This window comes from Rhizobium altiplani (assembly GCF_001542405.1).
Classification (GTDB): domain Bacteria; phylum Pseudomonadota; class Alphaproteobacteria; order Rhizobiales; family Rhizobiaceae; genus Rhizobium; species Rhizobium altiplani.
Map to the genome: position 1 here is coordinate 103,238 of NZ_LNCD01000033.1, position 16,806 is coordinate 120,043.

Annotated in this window: 16 protein-coding genes; 9 read left to right on the forward strand and 7 right to left on the reverse strand. The window is 61.4% G+C overall.

Features of this window, described 5'->3' with window-relative positions:
- The first annotated feature begins 4 nt into the window (after nt 1-4).
- From AS026_RS06250 to AS026_RS06260, 3 genes are all read left to right on the forward strand, one after another.
- The gene (locus AS026_RS06250; protein ID WP_062369005.1) at nt 5-1,171 is read left to right on the forward strand and encodes a mandelate racemase/muconate lactonizing enzyme family protein; all 1,167 of its coding nucleotides are present in this window, start codon (nt 5-7) and stop codon (nt 1,169-1,171) included.
- Nucleotides 1,172-1,233: 62 nt separating this feature from the next.
- Complete coding sequence (locus AS026_RS06255; protein WP_062369006.1) at nt 1,234-2,595, forward strand: mandelate racemase/muconate lactonizing enzyme family protein; 1,362 nt, start codon at nt 1,234-1,236, stop codon at nt 2,593-2,595.
- A gap of 17 nt (nt 2,596-2,612) precedes the next feature.
- A complete protein-coding gene (locus AS026_RS06260; RefSeq protein ID WP_062369007.1) occupies nt 2,613-3,812 on the forward strand; it encodes a mandelate racemase/muconate lactonizing enzyme family protein in 1,200 nt (399 codons plus the stop codon).
- Nucleotides 3,813-3,927: 115 nt separating this feature from the next.
- On the opposite strand, the gene hutC is transcribed toward AS026_RS06260, so the two are convergent.
- Nucleotides 3,928-4,674 (reverse strand): histidine utilization transcriptional repressor HutC, encoded by a 747-nt coding sequence (hutC, locus tag AS026_RS06265; RefSeq protein WP_062369008.1) that lies wholly within the window; start codon nt 4,672-4,674, stop codon nt 3,928-3,930.
- A 189-nt stretch (nt 4,675-4,863) separates the two neighbouring features.
- On the opposite strand from hutC, the gene AS026_RS06270 reads away from it, so the two are divergent.
- From AS026_RS06270 to solA, 6 genes are all read left to right on the forward strand, one after another.
- A complete protein-coding gene (locus AS026_RS06270; RefSeq protein WP_018856020.1) occupies nt 4,864-5,706 on the forward strand; it encodes a transporter substrate-binding domain-containing protein in 843 nt (280 codons plus the stop codon).
- A gap of 100 nt (nt 5,707-5,806) precedes the next feature.
- On the forward strand, nt 5,807-6,532 hold the full coding sequence (locus tag AS026_RS06275) for an ABC transporter permease (RefSeq protein ID WP_018856021.1): 726 nt from the start codon (nt 5,807-5,809) through the stop codon (nt 6,530-6,532).
- Between the two features lie 9 nt (nt 6,533-6,541).
- Nucleotides 6,542-7,246 (forward strand): ABC transporter permease, encoded by a 705-nt coding sequence (locus AS026_RS06280; protein WP_062369009.1) that lies wholly within the window; start codon nt 6,542-6,544, stop codon nt 7,244-7,246.
- Between the two features lie 28 nt (nt 7,247-7,274).
- A complete protein-coding gene (locus AS026_RS06285) occupies nt 7,275-8,051 on the forward strand; it encodes an ABC transporter ATP-binding protein (protein WP_018856023.1) in 777 nt (258 codons plus the stop codon).
- Complete coding sequence (locus AS026_RS06290) at nt 8,048-9,541, forward strand: HAL/PAL/TAL family ammonia-lyase (protein ID WP_062369010.1); 1,494 nt, start codon at nt 8,048-8,050, stop codon at nt 9,539-9,541. The genes AS026_RS06285 and AS026_RS06290 overlap by 4 nt, the downstream gene beginning before the upstream one ends.
- 9 nt (nt 9,542-9,550) lie before the next feature.
- Complete coding sequence (solA, locus tag AS026_RS06295) at nt 9,551-10,711, forward strand: N-methyl-L-tryptophan oxidase (protein WP_062369011.1); 1,161 nt, start codon at nt 9,551-9,553, stop codon at nt 10,709-10,711.
- A 9-nt stretch (nt 10,712-10,720) separates the two neighbouring features.
- Here the strand turns inward: solA and AS026_RS06300 are convergent, their stop codons facing one another.
- The 6 genes from AS026_RS06300 to AS026_RS06325 form a co-directional block, all read right to left on the reverse strand.
- Nucleotides 10,721-11,791: an ABC transporter ATP-binding protein gene (locus AS026_RS06300; protein ID WP_062369012.1), complete on the reverse strand. Its 1,071-nt coding sequence runs from the start codon at nt 11,789-11,791 to the stop codon at nt 10,721-10,723.
- Complete coding sequence (locus AS026_RS06305; RefSeq protein ID WP_062369013.1) at nt 11,788-12,717, reverse strand: carbohydrate kinase family protein; 930 nt, start codon at nt 12,715-12,717, stop codon at nt 11,788-11,790. The genes AS026_RS06300 and AS026_RS06305 overlap by 4 nt, the downstream gene beginning before the upstream one ends.
- A complete protein-coding gene (locus AS026_RS06310; protein WP_062369014.1) occupies nt 12,717-13,739 on the reverse strand; it encodes an SIS domain-containing protein in 1,023 nt (340 codons plus the stop codon). Before AS026_RS06310 ends, AS026_RS06305 begins: the two co-directional genes overlap by 1 nt.
- Nucleotides 13,736-14,581, reverse strand: a complete 846-nt coding sequence (locus AS026_RS06315) for a carbohydrate ABC transporter permease (RefSeq protein WP_062369015.1) — start codon at nt 14,579-14,581, stop codon at nt 13,736-13,738. Before AS026_RS06315 ends, AS026_RS06310 begins: the two co-directional genes overlap by 4 nt.
- The gene (locus tag AS026_RS06320; RefSeq protein ID WP_062369016.1) at nt 14,581-15,465 is read right to left on the reverse strand and encodes a carbohydrate ABC transporter permease; all 885 of its coding nucleotides are present in this window, start codon (nt 15,463-15,465) and stop codon (nt 14,581-14,583) included. Before AS026_RS06320 ends, AS026_RS06315 begins: the two co-directional genes overlap by 1 nt.
- A 75-nt stretch (nt 15,466-15,540) precedes the next feature.
- The gene (locus AS026_RS06325; RefSeq protein WP_062369017.1) at nt 15,541-16,776 is read right to left on the reverse strand and encodes an extracellular solute-binding protein; all 1,236 of its coding nucleotides are present in this window, start codon (nt 16,774-16,776) and stop codon (nt 15,541-15,543) included.
- Nucleotides 16,777-16,806: the final 30 nt, after the last annotated feature.

Below are 16,806 nucleotides of genomic sequence, written 5' to 3' on the forward strand. Positions count from 1 at the left end.
TGAGATGAAAATCACCAGCGTGCGGCCGTGGCTGATCAAGTCCGGGGCTTCTTATTGGGGAGAGTTTCTGTTCGTCGAGGTGACGACGGATGAGGGGGTGAGCGGCTGGGGAGAGATCACCACCACGACAAGGCTTGCCAATCGCGCCCTCTGCACGATCCTGCGGCAGATCGGTGCCGCAGTGACGGGCGAGGACCCGGCACGTATCGAGTATCTCTGGCACAAGATATTCCGCAGCTTCACCTACATGGGCAGTCGCGGGGCCGCGGTCGAATGCGTGAGCGCCATTGACATTGCTCTCTGGGACATACGAGGCAAGGTACTCGGCAAGCCGATTTACGAGCTGTTGGGCGGATCGGTACGCAATGAAATTGCGCTCTACACCCACCCCAACCAGGCCAAATTTACCAGCAAGGAGGCTGTCGTCCGCGAAATTCACGACATCGTCGAATCCGGCCACACTGCGCTCAAGTTCGATCCCTTCCCCTACCAAGGGCGCGTCGCCGATGGCCAGCCTCGCGAACAGCGGGACGGGTACCTCGATGGCAGCATGTCGCGCAAGGACGAGCGCGAAGCCGCCGAGCTCACGGCTCTGATCCGGGAAACGGCAGGCTCTGATGTCGACATTCTCATCGATGCGCATGGCCGGTTCGACGTTCCGACCGCCATTCGCCTTTGTCGAAGCCTCGAGGAAGCTGGTCAGATCGACTGGTTCGAGGAGCCCTGTCCACCGGAGAGCCTCAATGCTCTCCGACAGGTCCGTGAGAAGGTCAGCGCCGCCATCTCGTGGGGCGAGCGCGGCCACACCAAGTGGGATTTCGTGCCGGTGCTCGAAAACAGGCTCGCTGACTACATCATGCCTGATGTCACCTGGACCGGCGGCATTACTGAACTCAAGAAGATTTCTGCCCTGTGCGAAGCCTACTACATCCCGGTCTCGCCGCATGACGCCGCAGGGCCGATCAACGTGGTTGCGGGAGCGCAGGTGATGATGACCGTTCCCAACTTCTACAAACTCGAAACGTCGGAGTGGAACCTCGGCAAATATGATCACCTCATCGACAGACCACTCGATGTTTCGAACGGCAGCCTCAAGCTTGCGCCCAGGCCTGGTCTCGGCGTTGAAATGAACCGCGACTACCTTCAAGACCACGAGATAGAGCTGGCCTAGCAACGCTCTACGCCGCCCCAGCGAGCGGCGACGAGCCCCACCCACCAAAACGAGGACAAGTCATGCCAGAGGCAGATGGAGCCGACGAGGCGCTCAATCGGGTGAACATGCATTCCAAGCCGTCCGACCTTCGCATCACCGACATGCGGGTAGCCGAAATTGTCGGCGCGCCGTTCACCTCGGTGCTGCTCAAGATTTACACCAACCAGGGCATCGTCGGGCTTGGCGAGGTGCGCGACGGTGCCAGCGCCACCTATGCCCTGATGCTGAAGAGCCGGCTGCTTGGCGAGAACCCTTGCAACATCGATCGACTGTTTCGCCGGATCAAGCAGTTCGGCGGGCACGGCCGGCAGGGCGGTGGCGTATCGGCGGTTGAAATCGCGTTATGGGATCTGGCCGGCAAGGCCTATGGCGTCCCCATCTACCAGATGCTCGGCGGCCGGTTTCGGGAAAAAGTGCGTGTCTACTGCGATACCGACGCAACGGTGCCGAGCGGCACCGAGACCGGAAAGCGCCTCAAGCAGCGCATGGAGCTAGGCTTCACCTTCCTCAAGATGGATCTTGGGCTGATGCAGATCGCGGATGTGCCCGGTGCGGTCGTGTTTCCGGCCGGCTCACTCGAGGGCTACCGCCACAGTCCTACTCGCGGGCCGCTGAAGACCAATGACGAGCGGCGCGTCCGCAACGCTGCGTACGATCTGCATAACGTCCAGCACCCGTTTACCGGCCTTCACTTTTCCGACAAGGGCCTCGACCTGCTTGAGCAATACATCGCCGAGGTTCGGGAGGTCATCGGCATGGACGTGCCGCTCGCGATCGACCATATCGGCCATATCTCGTTGCAGAACGGCATTCGCCTCGCCAGGCGAATTGAAAAATACGTGCCAGCCTGGCTCGAGGATGTAATCCCTTGGCAATACACCGAGCAGTACCAGCGACTGCAGGAGGCCACCACGGTGCCGATCTGCACCGGCGAGGATATCTATCTCAAGGAGGGCTTCGAGCCTCTGCTCAAGAGCGGCGGCGTCTCCGTTATCCACCCGGACCTGCTCACCAGCGGGGGCATCCTCGAGACCAAGAAGATTGGCGATATGGCGCAGGACGATGGTGTCGCCATGGCCATCCATATGGCAGAAAGTCCAATCGCCGCAATGGCTGCGGCACATGTCGCGACCGCGACCGAAAATTTCATGGCGCTCGAATACCACTCCGCCGATGTCGACTGGTGGGACGATATCGTCACGGGCCTTCCCAGACCGCTGGTGCAGAACGGCTTCATCACTGTTCCGGACAAGCCGGGGCTCGGGATTGACGACGTCGTCGACGAGGTGATCTCGCGGCATCTGCAGCCGGGTGTCACCGGCATTTGGCAGCCTACGGATCACTGGGACAATGAATATTCCTGGGATCGCACCTGGAGCTGAGGAAAAAAGGAACGAAGATGAAGATCACCGATCTGCGCTGCGCCGTTATCGGCAAGCACCCGATCGTCCGCATCGTTACGGACGAGGGCCTCTATGGCCTGGGTGAAGTCGAATTCACCAAGTCCTACCTCAAGCCCTTTGTGCTGCATTTCCGCGAGGCGCTGGTCGGCGAGGACCCGACCGACGTCGAGAGAGTGATGCTGAAGATCCGCCAACGCGGCTCTTTCAAGCCGTACGGCGCCGCGGTGAGCGCTATTGAACATGCGTTGTGGGATATTGCTGGCAAGGCCGCGGGCGTGCCCGCCTATAAACTGCTCGGCGGCAAGGTGCGGGACAAGGTGCGCGTCTACAACGGCTCGGTTCGCCAAAAACGCACGGGCGACCGGCCGGAGGATTACGCCGCTGACGTCAAATGGATGATGGAGCAGCCGCAGAACTTCTTCATGATCAAGCAAGGGATCTCGTTCCACTCCAACATGAAGGACACCATCGAGGGCTTCCACTACGGCGTGACGCAGAAGAAGGCCGGCTATCACGGCGCCATGGATCAGGGCATGATCAGCGAGCGCGGTTTCAATCACATGATCGACTGCGTGACCGCAATGAAGGAAGTGCTGGGCGACAAGGTCAGTCTGGCGCTCGACTGCGGCCCCGGCTGGATGCTGCCCGATGCGATCAAGTTCGCCCGCGCGGTCGAGAAGTACAATTTGATGTGGCTCGAGGACATGCTGACTGGCGACTACGTGCCATGGGTCAATCCGCAGGCCTATCGGGAGCTGACAACCTCCACCTCGACGCCAATCCACACTGGTGAGCAGATCTACCTGCGACACAATTTCAAGGAGCTGATCGAAACGCAGGCGGTACGCGTCATCGGCCCCGATCCAGCCGATGTCGGAGGCATTGCCGAGCTCAAATGGGTCGCCGAGCACGCCTACATGCACTCGATCCTGATGGCGCCGCACGGCACTGCCAACGGTCTGCTCGGCCTCGGCGCGTTGATCAATGTCTGCGCTACGTTGCCGGCAAATTACATCGCTTTCGAATATCCCACCGCCTCCGACCCCTGGTGGGAGGATCTGGTAATCGGCTTGCCGCCGCAGATCGTCAAGGACAGCATGGTCGACCTGCTGGAAGCGCCGGGGCTCGGCCTCGATATCGACGCTGAAGCGGCCAGGAGATATCTGAGGGAAGAGGATGCGGGCTTTTTCGACTGAAGCTTTGTCCACTTGCCCGCAGCAGCGATATGAGCGGTCAAACCAGTCCGCGTCTTCTATATTCCCGCGTCCTTAGGGGCGTCTTCTCGAATCATGTTCCATATACAACTGACCGCTATTCCTCGAATATCTTGCCGGTGCGGGCCTCGAGCCGGTAGCGGTTGCCGGGATAGATGAGGCGGGCGGTGGAGACGACGTGCCGCCCGGACCAGGTGCGGCGGCGGATGGCCAGGCAAGGCTCGCTCTTCAGGATCGTCAGGAGCTTGCACTCCCAGGACTGCGGCATGGCTGCCTCGACGATGTGCTCGGATCCGCTCAGCGGGGCGGCAGCCGTCAGATAGGCGTTTGGGGTCAGGGAGGCAAAGTCCTGCGCCAGATAGTCGGGGGCTGCTGCCGGATTGACGAACCGGTCTTCGATCTGCACCGGCACGCCGTTTTCGCTGTGCACGATCAGGGAGTGAAAGACGGGTGCACCGATATCGAGCTCCAGCGCGTCGGCCGTCTCGGGAGATGCTGTCTCCTGCGCCAGAATCACAACCGAGGCCTCATGCGCGTGGCCGCGCTCAGCAATCTCTTCGGCAATATTGCGCACCTCGAACAGGGCCGAATACCCCTTGCGCTCCGCGACAAAGGAGCCGACGCCCTGGATGCGAACCAGCTCGCCTTCGTTTGCGAGTTCACGCAATGCCCTGTTGGCGGTCATCTTGCTGACGCCGAGTTCGTTCACCAATTCGTTTTCGGAAGGCACGCGATGCTTCGGAGGCCACTCGCCGCTATGGATGCGGTCGAGTATCATCTGCTTGACGCCGGCGTAGAGCGGTGCGGTATCGTTATCCCTCATCATCTCGCTTGGACGCTTCATTGCCTATTCCCTTTGCAATCGCGGAATCCGCTCGATAAGTCGACTTTCCTCTTGCATAACACAAAATATCTCATATGGTACCATATACAACCTCTCGAAAGATCGATCAAGAAGATCGGCGTCGAGCAAGCCGGCGAAGACCGGTGTCGGACCGCAAGGTCAATCGTCACTTCAGAGGAGATAGAACCAATGAAATTCAGCGCGCTTCTTCTTTCCAGCGCCTTTGCGCTCTCGGCCTTCGTCGCGCCCGTCGCCGCCAAGGACTGGAAGACGGCCACCATTACGCTTGAGGGGGCCTATGCGCCCTGGAACATGACCAATGCCGACGGCACGCTCGGTGGCTTCGAGCCCGAACTTGCCAAGGTTTTGTGCGAACGTGCCAAGATCGACTGCAAGCTCGTCGCATCCGACTGGGATGGCATGATCCCGGCACTCAATGCCGGCAAATTCGACGTCATCATGGATGCGCTGTCGATCACCGATGACCGCAAGAAGGTCATCGGCTTCACCATCCCCTATGCTGCGACGCCGGCCGCCTTCGCGACTGCCAAGGACAGCCCGCTTGCCAATGCAGCCGGTACCGGTGCGACGATCAAGATGACGCCCGGCCAGACCGGCGTTAAGGAAGTCGATGCGCTGAAGGAGGCCTTCAAGGGCAAGACGATCGGAATTCAGGCCGCGACCGTTTACGCGAAGTTCGTTTACGACAATTTCGGCGATATCGCCGAGATCCGCGAGTACAAGACCGGCGCCGACCGCGATCTCGATCTGCAGAACGGCCGTATTGATCTTGGCTTCGACGATGCCGTGTATTTCGCCAATGCCTTCCAGTCCGCAAACGACACGCTGGCCTTTACCGGCCCCGAGATCGTTGGCCCGATCTGGGGCGAGGGCGAGGGTCTCGGCATTCGCCAGGCCGATACCGACCTTCGTGACAAGTTCAACGAAGCGATCAAGTCCGCACTCGCCGACGGTACCGTGAAGAACCTCTCGATGAAGTGGTTCAAGGTCGACGTCAGCCCGCAGAACTGATTTCCGGCAAAGGCCGGAGGTCCCGGTCTCCGGCTTCAAGGCCGGGGACCGCATGCTATTCTGACACCGCCGGGACAGCGGCGGGCGCGGGGAACATGATATGGCAACACTGGAACTGATTGGGTTCGGCTCGACCGGATGGGGCGCGCTGCTTCTGCTCGCCGCGTTGATGACGCTTGCCGTGACCGCAAGCGCGCTTGCGATCGGCGCGGTGCTCGGCGCGATAATCTCTGCTGCCAAGCTCTCCGGCAAGGCTTGGCTTGTTGCGCTCGGCAACGTCTATACGACTGTCTTTCGCGGTGTGCCGGAATTGCTGATCATCTACCTGATCTATTTCGGCGGGTCCTCCGCAGTCACCTCGATCGGCAAGGCGATGGGCTATGAGGGCTTCCTCGGGCTGCCGTCGTTTCTGGCCGGTGCGCTGGCTGTGGGGATCATCTCCGGCGCCTATCAGGCGGAAGTATTCCGCGGGGCTTACCTTGCCATTTCCAAGGGTGAATTGGAGGCGGCATCAGCGATCGGCATGCATCGCGGTCTGCGCTTTCGCCGGATCATCATTCCGCAGGTGCTGCGCTTCGCAATCCCTGGTCTCGGCAACGTCTGGCAGCTCAGCCTCAAGGATTCCGCACTGATCTCGGTGACCGGTTTGGCGGAACTGATGCGCACCAGCCAGGTCGCTGCCGGTTCCACACGACAGTATTTCCTGTTCTTCATCGTCGGCGGCATCCTCTACCTGATCCTGACAAGCCTCTCCGACCGGGTTTTCAATGGCGCAGAGCGGCGCGCCAATCGCAGCATGCCGACAGCGGCCATGGGAAAGGCGTGAGGTAACACGATGGATTTCGCTTTTCTCGCCCAAACGATGACGACCCTGCTCAAAGCCGTCCCGATGACCTTGGCTCTGTTCTCCCTCTCGGTCTTCTTCGGTGGACTTCTCGCCCTGCTGATCGTCTGGATGCGTGTCGCCGGCAATCCGGTGCTGTCGTCGATTGCCAAGGGATACATCTTCATCTTTCGCGGCTCGCCGCTGCTGATCCAGATGTTCCTCGTCTTTTATGGCCTCGGCCAGTTCGGCTTCATCCGCTATTCCTTCCTTTGGCCGTTCCTGCGTGAACCGTTCGTTTGTGCGGTACTGTCACTGGCACTCTGCACCGCCGGCTATTCTGCCGAGATCTTCCGTGGTGGCATTCGCGCTGTTTCGCCAAAGGAGATCGAAGCCGCTCGCTCGATCGGCATGTCCGGTGCTCTTCTCGTGCGCCGCATCCTGGCGCCGATCGCATTCCGGCACGCGCTTCCGGCCTACTCCACCGAGATCGTCCTGATGATGAAATCGACGGCACTCGCAAGCCTGGTCACCGTATGGGAAGTGACCGGCGTGGCACAGCGGCTGATCTCGCAAACATACCGTACGATGGAAGTGTTCCTCTGTGCGGCGATCATCTATCTCGTTCTCAACTTCATCATCCTGCAGGCGATGTCCCTGCTTGAATATTCGCTCTCACGACACCGCCGTGCGATCCCGCCGGCGCTGAAAGCCTGAGAGCCCTCCGGACACGATTGGAGCTTCCATGCCAGGCGTTACCCGACTTTCCGTCCGCAACATCCGCAAAAGCTTCGGCACGCACGAGGTCTTGCGTGGCATCTCGCTCGATGCCGAGGATGGCGACGTCATTTCCCTGCTCGGTGCCTCGGGTTCCGGCAAGTCCACCTTCCTGCGCTGCATCAACCTGCTGGAAACGGCAACCGACGGCGAGATCTGGGTGGATGGCGAGCAGATCCGCATGATCCACAAGGGCGGCACTAGCCGGCCGGCGAGCCAGAAGCAGGTCGACCATATCCGCTCGGAACTGGGCATGGTCTTCCAGTCCTTCAATCTGTGGTCACACATGACGATCCTGCAGAATGTAATCGAGGGACCGGTCCACGTGCTCAAGCGTCCGCGTTCCGAATGCGTCGCCGAGGCAGAGGCGCTTCTCGAAAAGGTCGGCATTGCCGACAAGCGCCACGCCTATCCAGCGCACCTGTCGGGCGGCCAGCAGCAGCGCGCAGCGATCGCCCGGGCACTCGCGATGAAACCGAAAGTCATGCTCTTCGACGAGCCGACGTCGGCGCTTGACCCGGAGCTCGTCGGCGAGGTGTTGCGTGTCATGCGCGCGCTTGCCGAGGAGGGGATGACGATGCTGGTCGTCACCCACGAAATGAGCTTTGCGCGCAATGTTTCCAATCGCGTTGTCTTCATGAAGGAAGGCCTGGTCGAGAGCAGCGGTGCACCGGACGAAATGTTCGGGGGGGGCGCGTCACCGGCCTTCAGGCAGTTCATCGGTCATTTCGGAAGCGGGCAATGACGGTTACCATCGGCATGCTGATCGGCTGGCGTGACATCGCACGCGTTGCGGCCGGCGAGACGCTTGCGCTATCACCCGCAGCCTGGGGCCGCATCGACAATGCCAGCCGGATCATTGAACGCATTGTCGAGACAGGGATACGTGCCTACGGCATCAACACAGGCGTCGGCGCGCTTTCCGATACGGTCGTCGATCGCAACTCCCAAAGCCGGCTGTCGCGCAACATCGTCCTCAGTCACGCCTGTGGCGTCGGCGACCTCCTGGCGGGCCGCGAGGTCCGGGCAATCATCGCGGCGCAAGTCGCCAATTTTGCGCATGGCCATTCCGGCGTACGGTCGGATATCATCCGCCACCTCACGGCATTTTTGGAGCACGATTGCGTGCCTGATGTCCCGTCGAGGGGCTCAGCCGGTTACCTCACGCACAATGCCCACACAGCGCTCGTGCTCATCGGGGAAGGAAGCGCATCGGTTGCGGGCAAGCGCATGAACGGTCGGGATGCTCTCGATGCCATTGGTCTTGCTCCACTCGTGCTCGGTGCAAAAGAGGGGTTAAGCCTCGTCAACGGAACGGCCTGCGCAACGGGTTTAGCCAGCGTCGCGCTAGCACGCGCGAACCATCTGCTCGACTGGGCCGATGCTGTGGCTGCCCTGACGCTGGAAGCTTGCGGGTGTCAGATGGCGGCCTTCGACGAGACGGTGCTAGCGCTTCGTCCGTCGCGCGGCATCGCGCATGTCGGCGCTTCCTTGAGGCGGCGCCTGGAAGGCAGCGGGCTGATCGCGGCCGCGCACGCAAAACGCACGCAGGATGCGCTCAGCCTACGCTCGGTCCCGCACGCCCATGGAGCAGCGCGCGACGTCTTTGACAATGCATCCGACGTTGTCGATCGCGAACTTGCCTCAGTCACCGACAATCCGGCGGTCTCGGGAACCCCTGAAAATCCTGTCGTCTCGTCGGAGGCCCATGCCGTGGCGCCGGCCCTCGCGCAGGCGTCCGACAGCCTGGCGATCGCCCTTGCGCAGATATCGGCCATGAGCGAGCGCCGTATGGATCGGCTCGTCAATCCGCTGATCAGCAACCTGCCGCCTTTTCTGGCGAGCGATGCCGGCAGTAATTCCGGCTTCATGATCGCGCAATATACCGCAGCCGCGCTCAGCAACGAGAACCGCAGGCTGGCCGCACCCGCTTCCACCGATGGCGGCGTTACCTCCGGCCTGCAGGAGGATTTTCTCGCGCATCCAACGGCTGCGGCAAATAAGCTCCTTTCGGTCATCGACAACGCTGAATACATTGTCGCCATCGAGTTGATGGCGGCAGCCCAGGCGCATGACTTCCTGGCGTCGACAGCAAAGCGCGCCAACGCGACGGACGCAATCCACCGTGCGGTACGTCAGGTCGTCCCGCATTACGCCGACGATCACCCGTTGGCTGCCGACATCGAAGCGCTTCGCAGCTTTATCCGGCAAGAAGCACCGCCCGAATTGATCTGAGGAGCAGAAATGACAGCTGATTTCGACGTTGCCGTGATCGGCCTCGGCGCCATGGGAAGCGCCGCCATCTCCTTCCTTGCGGCGCGCGGCGCCAGGACGATTGGCATCGACGCCTATTTTCCTGCCCATGCGCTCAGCTCTTCGCATGGGGATAGCCGTCTGATCCGGATGGGCTACTTCGAAGATCCGTCCTATGTGCCGCTGCTGCAGCGCGCCTATAGCAACTGGCGCGCTTTGGAGGCGCGGCTTCGCACGGAAATTCTGACGATCACCGGCGTTCTCCAGATCGGGGCTGAAGACAGCAAGATCGTTACGGGCACACGCGCGTCCTGCAAGATGCACGGCCTGCCGCACGAGGTCCTCGACAAGGTGGACGTGGCGCGTCGGTTTCCCGCTTTCCAACTGGATGACGAGGACGTCGCTGTCCTCGATCCAAAGGGGGGCTATCTCAGGCCCGAGGCGGCTGTCATGGGCTACCTCAAACTTGCAGCGCAGGATGGTGCGGTTCTTCACTTCGGCGAACGGGTAACAGCGATCGAGCCGGGCGACGGCGGGGTGACGATCCGATCGGTTGAGGGCCACTATCGTGCCAAAAAGGTGGTGGTTGCCACCGGCTCGTGGATCGCCGAACTCATTCCCGATTTGAAGGAACACGCAGTACCGATCCGACAGGTCGTCGCCTGGTATCAGTCGCAGGACGGATTTGCGACGGAACCGCAGCGCATGCCGTGCTTCCTTCGGGACGAGGGGGCAGAGGGCTCTTACTTCGGTTTTCCGGCGATCGGCATGGACAGCGTCAAAGTCGGGAGGCACGCGCATTTCCGCGAGCCGATCGATCCCAACCAGCCCAATCCGCCCGTTAACGACAGAGATACGGCACTCCTCGATAGCTTTATCGCCAGGCGGGTGCCGGCTGCTGCCGGGCCGCGGGTCAGCGCCGTGACATGCCGCTACACGATGCTGCCGAGTGAGGATTTTCTGCTCGACGTTGCCCCTGGCAACCCGAACGTCGTCGTCGCGTCGCCCTGCTCCGGCCATGGCTTCAAGTTCACGAGCGTCGTCGGCGAGATTCTCGCCGACCTGGCACTTCAAGGTGGAACCAGCTTGCCGGTTGCAGCCTTCTCGTTCGATGCGATGAACCGCTTCGTCTCGGCCCGCAAATCGGCGTAACGCTCCAGGCTAGCTGCAGCGCAATCCGGTTTCCGCATTGAATAGGTGGATTGCTTGCGGATCGAAGGTAAGCGTCAGCATCTGACCATTCTCCAAAGTCGTGCGCGGCGGCAGGCAGGCCATGATCCGTTGCGTGCCCGCAAAGGCGGTGACGACAAGCTCCGGCCCGGTCAGTTCGGCAACCTCGCATTTCGCCGGTAGCGTGAGGCCGGACGAACCAAGCCGAAGTGCTTCCGGCCGTATTCCGACAATCAGCTTCTGGCCATCTCTGGGCTCGGCTTGAAGTCCGTCCGGAAGAGGTAGCACGATGTCGCTGCCCTCGATCCGAAGTTCGCTGCCGCGAACCGTAGCGTTCAAAAGGTTCATTGGCGGCGCCCCGACAAACGTGGCGACATAAAGAGTTGCCGGCCGATCGTAAATCTCCGACGGGCTGCCGAGCTGCTCGATCCGCCCGTCACGCATAACCGCAATGCGGGTGGCGAGCGTCATGGCCTCGATCTGGTCGTGCGTCACGTAGACGACCGTGGTCTTGAGCATCTGATGCAGACGCTTGAGTTCGGTGCGCATCTCCATGCGCAGTTTTGCGTCGAGGTTGGATAGCGGCTCGTCGAACAAAAAGACTTCCGGCTTGCGCACAAGGGCGCGGCCGATCGCAACGCGCTGGCGCTGGCCACCCGACAGTTGACTTGGCCTGCGGTCGAGCAGGCTTTCGATCTGCAGCAATTTCGCTGCATCGCGTACCGCCGTGTCGCGCTCGGCGCTCGGAACTTTGCGCATTTCCAAGCCGAAGCCGATATTGCGGTGGACAGTCAGGTTTGGATAGAGCGCGTAGGACTGGAAGACCATGGCGATGTCACGATCCTTCGGATGCACGCCGAGGACCGAGCGTCCGCCGATACGCACGTCGCCGCTTGTTGCTTCCGCAAGCCCCGCGATGATGTTGAGCAGGGTCGATTTTCCGCAGCCGGAAGAGCCGAGCAGAACGAGAAACTCGCCGCTCTCGAGTGCGATGTCGATGCCCTTCAGGGTTTCGCTATCGCCGTATGTCTTGCGGATGTTGGCAATTTCAAGAGCACTCATCGAGCGGGCTCCTCAGATGTGGATGGTCCGCCGTAGTTGCGGGGAAGGGTCGAAATTGCCCGTGATGCGACCGCGGTTCCGGCCCGCAGGCAGTCAGCGAGAGGTTTTTCTTGCGCGAGCGCCGCCAGAAAACCGGCGTTGAAGACATCGCCGGCGCCGATCGTATCGACGACCGTGACGGAGGGAGCCGCAGCGGCGATGCACTGCCCGTCCGCACCAATCGCGAGCGCTCCGTCCGGTCCGCGCTTGACGACAACGATGGCACCCTCAGGCATATGGGATCGGATTTCGGCCCCCGCTTCGACAGGGTCGTCGAGGCCGGTGAGGGTGGTGGACTCCACTTCGTTGAGCAGCGCAATCGCGCAGCGGGAAAGCCAGTCTCGCGTGGCCTCGCAATTCTCGTTCGTCCAGCCGTCGAGCGGCCAGCCGGTGTCAAGCGCAATCGCAATCTGGTGCTTGCCGGCCCAGTCGAAGAAAGCATCGTACTCGCGGGTCAGATCTTCCGTCAGGAATGAGCCGCAGAGCAACACGAAGCCCCCCGACAGCTTCGTGCCATCCAGGACGGCAAAGACATCGGAAAGGCTGAGGCGCGGCAGGTGACCGCGGGTGGTGAAGAACGTGCGCTCTCCATCGGGATGGGTGATGCCAACCGACAGTGTCGTCTGCTCAGGGCGCACCGGCCACTTCGCGGACCGCTTGCCGAAAGCCTCGGCCAACCAGCGACCGAACTGGTCGTTGCCAACATTGGCGGCGATCTCGAATTCGACGCCGAGACCTTCCCACGCGAGGGCGCTGTTGCCGGCGGCCCCGCCGACGCGCAGTTCGTCGTGGTCGACGATGATTTCGGTGCCAGCCTTCGGCCAGGGAGCAGCAGGGCCGAGGATGAGGTCGATATTCACGTTTCCGACGACGGCAAGCGGGCGCATCATTCGCTCCGGGTGATCTTTGTCGAGCGCACAGGCGTGCCGGCGTTCTCGACACGCGCGTCGGCGAAGGCGACCATGAAGCGCTGTGCCACGGGCAGCATTGCGAAGACTGCAGCCAGGCCGGAAGCCGGCTTGAAGCCGATGGTCACCGCGCCCGCAACCGGGGCTTCACCCGATGCATCGAAGATGATGACCGGAGCGCCGGTTTCGACGGCTGATACGGCCATGGCCGTGACCAGACCGGCGGTGTTGTCCTGTCCCCGGAAAAGTATGACACCGACGGCCGGGCCGAGCATCTCCATCGGTCCGTGCCGCAACTGCCCGCCTTCGAGCGAAAAGCAGGGAAGGCGGGAGAGTTCTGTCAGGCCAAGGGCCAGCGCTTCGGCAAGACCCTGCAGGCGCCTGCCCGAGGTAACGACCGTCGCCACCTTATCGAGAGCTGCAAGAGCGATGTCGATGCTTGGTGTTTCCGGGGCGGTGAGTGCGGCAAGGGCTGCCGTGGGATCCTCGCCAAGGGCTGCCAGCACCGCAAGATGCAGGGCAAAGGAGACGGTCAGGCTGCGCGTTGCAGCAAACGCCAATTCCGTGCCGCCCGCTCCGATGAGGGAAGGCGCCGTACGCGCCAGGAATGATCCTTGCTCCAGCGTCAGCCCGAATGTGTCACCACTGCCTCCTGTTTCAGAGAACCAGCGCACCACCTCGGCACTTTCGCCAGACTGCGAGGTGATAATAGCTGTTCGGCCGTCGAGCGCGAGCGGTTGTCCGAGTTGCTCGGACAGGGGTAGAGCGATCGCGTCGATACCGCAGGCACGGTAGAGCGGCTCGACGGCTCGGCCGACGGCATGAGATCCGCCCATGCCGAGAAGAAGCAGCCTGGCGTTTTTCTTCAGCGATTCCGCAATGGCCTGAGCGGTTTGCCTTGCGTTGTCATAGGATGTGAGCGCATCCGCATGCTGACGCGCCATTTCGCGATCAATTGCAATCAGGCCGGCTGGTCGTGTGTTTTCCATGGTCCTTGTCATCCCTTGACGCCGCCGCTTGTCAGCCCTGATATCAGGGCGCGTTGCATGACGAGACCAACCAGCACCGGTGGCAGAGCGGCGAGCACACCGGCAGTCGCGATCAGTCCGTAATCGGAGACACGGCCACCGGCCAGATCGGCGATGGCAACCGTAAGTGTCTTGGCGCGCTGATCGGAGGTGAAGAGCAGCGCATAGAAGAACTCGTCCCAGCCGAGCAGGAAAGCAAACAGCGCCGAGGTGGCGACAACAGGCATGGCCAGCGGCAGGGTAATGATCTTCCAGGTCTGGAACAGGCCGGCACCGTCAATCATTGCCGCGGCTTCAATCTCCTTCGGGATGGAATCGAAGCCGGATTTCATGAGCCATGTCGTGAAGGGGGCGAGGATCGTCAGATAGACGAGGGCGAGGCCGAAGACGTTGTTCAGCATGCCGAGATAGGCCAGGCCCATGTAGAGCGGCACGGCAAGCGCAACCGGTGGCAGCATGTAGGTGGCGATGACCATTGAAAGCGACCAACCGACGGAAGGTGTTCGCGACACGGCCCAGCCGGCCGGAATCGCCAGCGCGATAGCGGCGATCGTCGCCATGCCGGCAACCTCGATGCTGTTTCTGAGCGACGAGGTGAAGGCGGCGCCAGCGCTGTTCGTAATCGTCGACAGCAAGGCGGCGTAACGGGAGAAGTCAGCCGTTTGCGGCCACCAGCGGAGCGGCTTGGCGGCCAGATCGGCGGCCGGCGAGATGCTCATGATGAACAGCCAGAGAATCGGTGCCAGGATGACGGCCGCAAGCAGCAACGCGCAGACGTAGATGAAAGCTGTAAAGAATGGGCTCTTGCGTTCCATCAGGCGGCACTCCCTGCGGTCTTGCGCACCAGCGTGGCATAGGCGAGTGCCAGCACCGTTACCAGCAATGTGACGATCAAGGCCAATGAGGCGCCGGAGCCGGCCCGCTGGAAGGAAAATGCTTCCTGATAGACGAGGATCGACAGCGTCCTCGTACTGTTGGCCGGGCCGCCGCGGGTCATGACCCAGATGATGTCGAACACCTTGAAGGCCTCGATGGTGCGCAGCACCAGGGCCACCATCAGCGGACCCGCGAGATAGGGCAGGATCACGAAGCGGAAGCGGGCGAAGGGACCGGCGCCGTCGACCAGTGAGGCGGCAGTGACGTCACGCGGCACCGCTTGTAGGGCAGCAAGCGCAATGAGCGCGACCAGCGGGAAGTTCTTCCAGCAATCGGCAACGATCAGGGCGGCAAGTGCTGTGCCCGGTTCGCCAAGCCAGGAGCGATAAGCGTCGATGAGCCCGACTTGCATCAGCGCGGCGTTGAGCGCGCCGTATTCCGGATTGTAGATCAATCGCCAGAGCGTGGCGTTGACGACGGTTGGCAGTGCCCAGGGAAGGATCATCAGGGCGCGCAGCACCGCGCGGCCCCGGATATCCTGGTTGAGGAGAAGTGCTGCAAGCACGCCGATCACCATCTCGGCAGCAACCGAAATGACCGCGAACCAGGTGGTCGTAATCAGGGTCCGCTGAAAATTCGAACCGGAGATCATCTTCACGTAATTGTCGATGCCGACGAAATTGCCTGATGTGCCGACAAGCTTGGCGTCTGTGAAAGACAGGCCGACGGTGTCGACCAATGGCCATCCGATGACGGCGATCATCACCACAAGCAGCGGCAACATCAAAAGCCACGCGCGGGTTGTCATCCAGGTGCCGGACATGAGGCGCCCTCTCAATTCATCGGACTGGTAAAGTGGAAACCAGGCGGCACGGGGCCGCCTGGACGGTTACATCGCTTAGAGACCGCTGTTGTCGGCAGCCGACTTCAGGGCGTCCTCCGGCGAAGACTGGCCGAGCAGGGATTCCTGGATCGCCTGCTGCAGAGCCGTGGAAAGCTCCTGATACTTCGGCGTGGTCGGGCGCGGATACATCGCGGCAAGACCGACCTTGGCCGCAGCGATCAGTTCTTCCTGGCCCTTCGTCACGGCTGGATCCTGATAAGACGATGCCCAGATCGGCAGGCTGAGCTTGGCATACTGGTTCTGCGTCGGCTGCGAGGTCATGAAGGTGACGTACTTCCAGGCCTCATCCGGATGCTTGCTGGCCGTGGTGACACCAAGACCCATCGAGCCGTTGACGGCCGACGCTTCGCTCTTGCCCGCGACACCCGGAGCCGGGACAACGCCGACCTTGCCCGCGACCTTGCTGTCCTTCGGGTCGTTCGCCATGTTGTACATGTAGGTCCAGTTCAGCGCAAAAGCAGCATCGCCGTTCTGGAAGACCTTTCGCACATCCTCTTCCAGGAATTCCTTGGAGTTCGGGTTGGTCAGGCCGGATTTGTAGCTGGAAACCATATAATTAAGCGCGTCGAGACCGCCGCCACTCTGGAAGGCCGGCTTGCCGTCCTTCAGGAAATCGCCCTTGTAGGCGCTGACGAGCGTCGTGTAATCGCAGATCGCGGCTTCGGCCTGCGACCAGCTCCAGGCGATCGGCGTTGCGAGAAGGCCCTTGTCCTTGATCGTCTTTGCCTGCTCGGCCAGTTCGTCCCACGTCTTCGGCGGTGTCTTTATGCCGGCCTTCTCGAGGATTTCCTTGTTGTAGAACAAATACTTGGTGTCGAGGATCCACGGCATCCCGTAGTACTTACCGTCATACTGAACGGTCGTCCATGCACCAGGAAGGACACCCTTCTTCATATCGTCGGTGATGCGCGCGGTGACGTCGACGAGGACATTGTTGGTCGCGTATTCTGCCGGCCAGATCACGTCGAAGAGGACGACGTCGTAACCGCCGGACCCCTGGGCGAGCACCGTCTTGTCGTGCAGGCCTTCGTAAGGCACGAATTCGAGATTGACCTTGACGTCGGGGTTTGCCTTGGAAAATGCATCCGTCATGGCACGGACGTCAGCCTCGCTATAGGCCGCTTGTGCCATAAACAGCGCATTGATCGTCGTTTCGGCAAAGGCGTGCGGCGCGAAAGATGCGCCGATCAGTGCTGCGCCAAGCAGCGTCTTGTTTAGGGATTTCAACATTCCAGCCTCCAGTTTTTTGACATTCACCCG

Excerpts from the sequence above, each read along its gene's own strand:
- AS026_RS06250 (WP_062369005.1), top strand. The coding sequence starts at position 5 with ATGAAAATCACCAGCGTGCGGCCGTGGCTGATCAAGTCCGGGGCTTCT.
- AS026_RS06255 (WP_062369006.1), top strand. The coding sequence starts at position 1,234 with ATGCCAGAGGCAGATGGAGCCGACGAGGCGCTCAATCGGGTGAACATG.
- AS026_RS06260 (WP_062369007.1), top strand. The coding sequence starts at position 2,613 with ATGAAGATCACCGATCTGCGCTGCGCCGTTATCGGCAAGCACCCGATC.
- hutC (WP_062369008.1), bottom strand. The coding sequence starts at position 4,674 with ATGAAGCGTCCAAGCGAGATGATGAGGGATAACGATACCGCACCGCTC.
- AS026_RS06270 (WP_018856020.1), top strand. The coding sequence starts at position 4,864 with ATGAAATTCAGCGCGCTTCTTCTTTCCAGCGCCTTTGCGCTCTCGGCC.
- AS026_RS06275 (WP_018856021.1), top strand. The coding sequence starts at position 5,807 with ATGGCAACACTGGAACTGATTGGGTTCGGCTCGACCGGATGGGGCGCG.
- AS026_RS06280 (WP_062369009.1), top strand. The coding sequence starts at position 6,542 with ATGGATTTCGCTTTTCTCGCCCAAACGATGACGACCCTGCTCAAAGCC.
- AS026_RS06285 (WP_018856023.1), top strand. The coding sequence starts at position 7,275 with ATGCCAGGCGTTACCCGACTTTCCGTCCGCAACATCCGCAAAAGCTTC.
- AS026_RS06290 (WP_062369010.1), top strand. The coding sequence starts at position 8,048 with ATGACGGTTACCATCGGCATGCTGATCGGCTGGCGTGACATCGCACGC.
- solA (WP_062369011.1), top strand. The coding sequence starts at position 9,551 with ATGACAGCTGATTTCGACGTTGCCGTGATCGGCCTCGGCGCCATGGGA.
- AS026_RS06300 (WP_062369012.1), bottom strand. The coding sequence starts at position 11,791 with ATGAGTGCTCTTGAAATTGCCAACATCCGCAAGACATACGGCGATAGC.
- AS026_RS06305 (WP_062369013.1), bottom strand. The coding sequence starts at position 12,717 with ATGCGCCCGCTTGCCGTCGTCGGAAACGTGAATATCGACCTCATCCTC.
- AS026_RS06310 (WP_062369014.1), bottom strand. The coding sequence starts at position 13,739 with ATGACAAGGACCATGGAAAACACACGACCAGCCGGCCTGATTGCAATT.
- AS026_RS06315 (WP_062369015.1), bottom strand. The coding sequence starts at position 14,581 with ATGGAACGCAAGAGCCCATTCTTTACAGCTTTCATCTACGTCTGCGCG.
- AS026_RS06320 (WP_062369016.1), bottom strand. The coding sequence starts at position 15,465 with ATGTCCGGCACCTGGATGACAACCCGCGCGTGGCTTTTGATGTTGCCG.
- AS026_RS06325 (WP_062369017.1), bottom strand. The coding sequence starts at position 16,776 with ATGTTGAAATCCCTAAACAAGACGCTGCTTGGCGCAGCACTGATCGGC.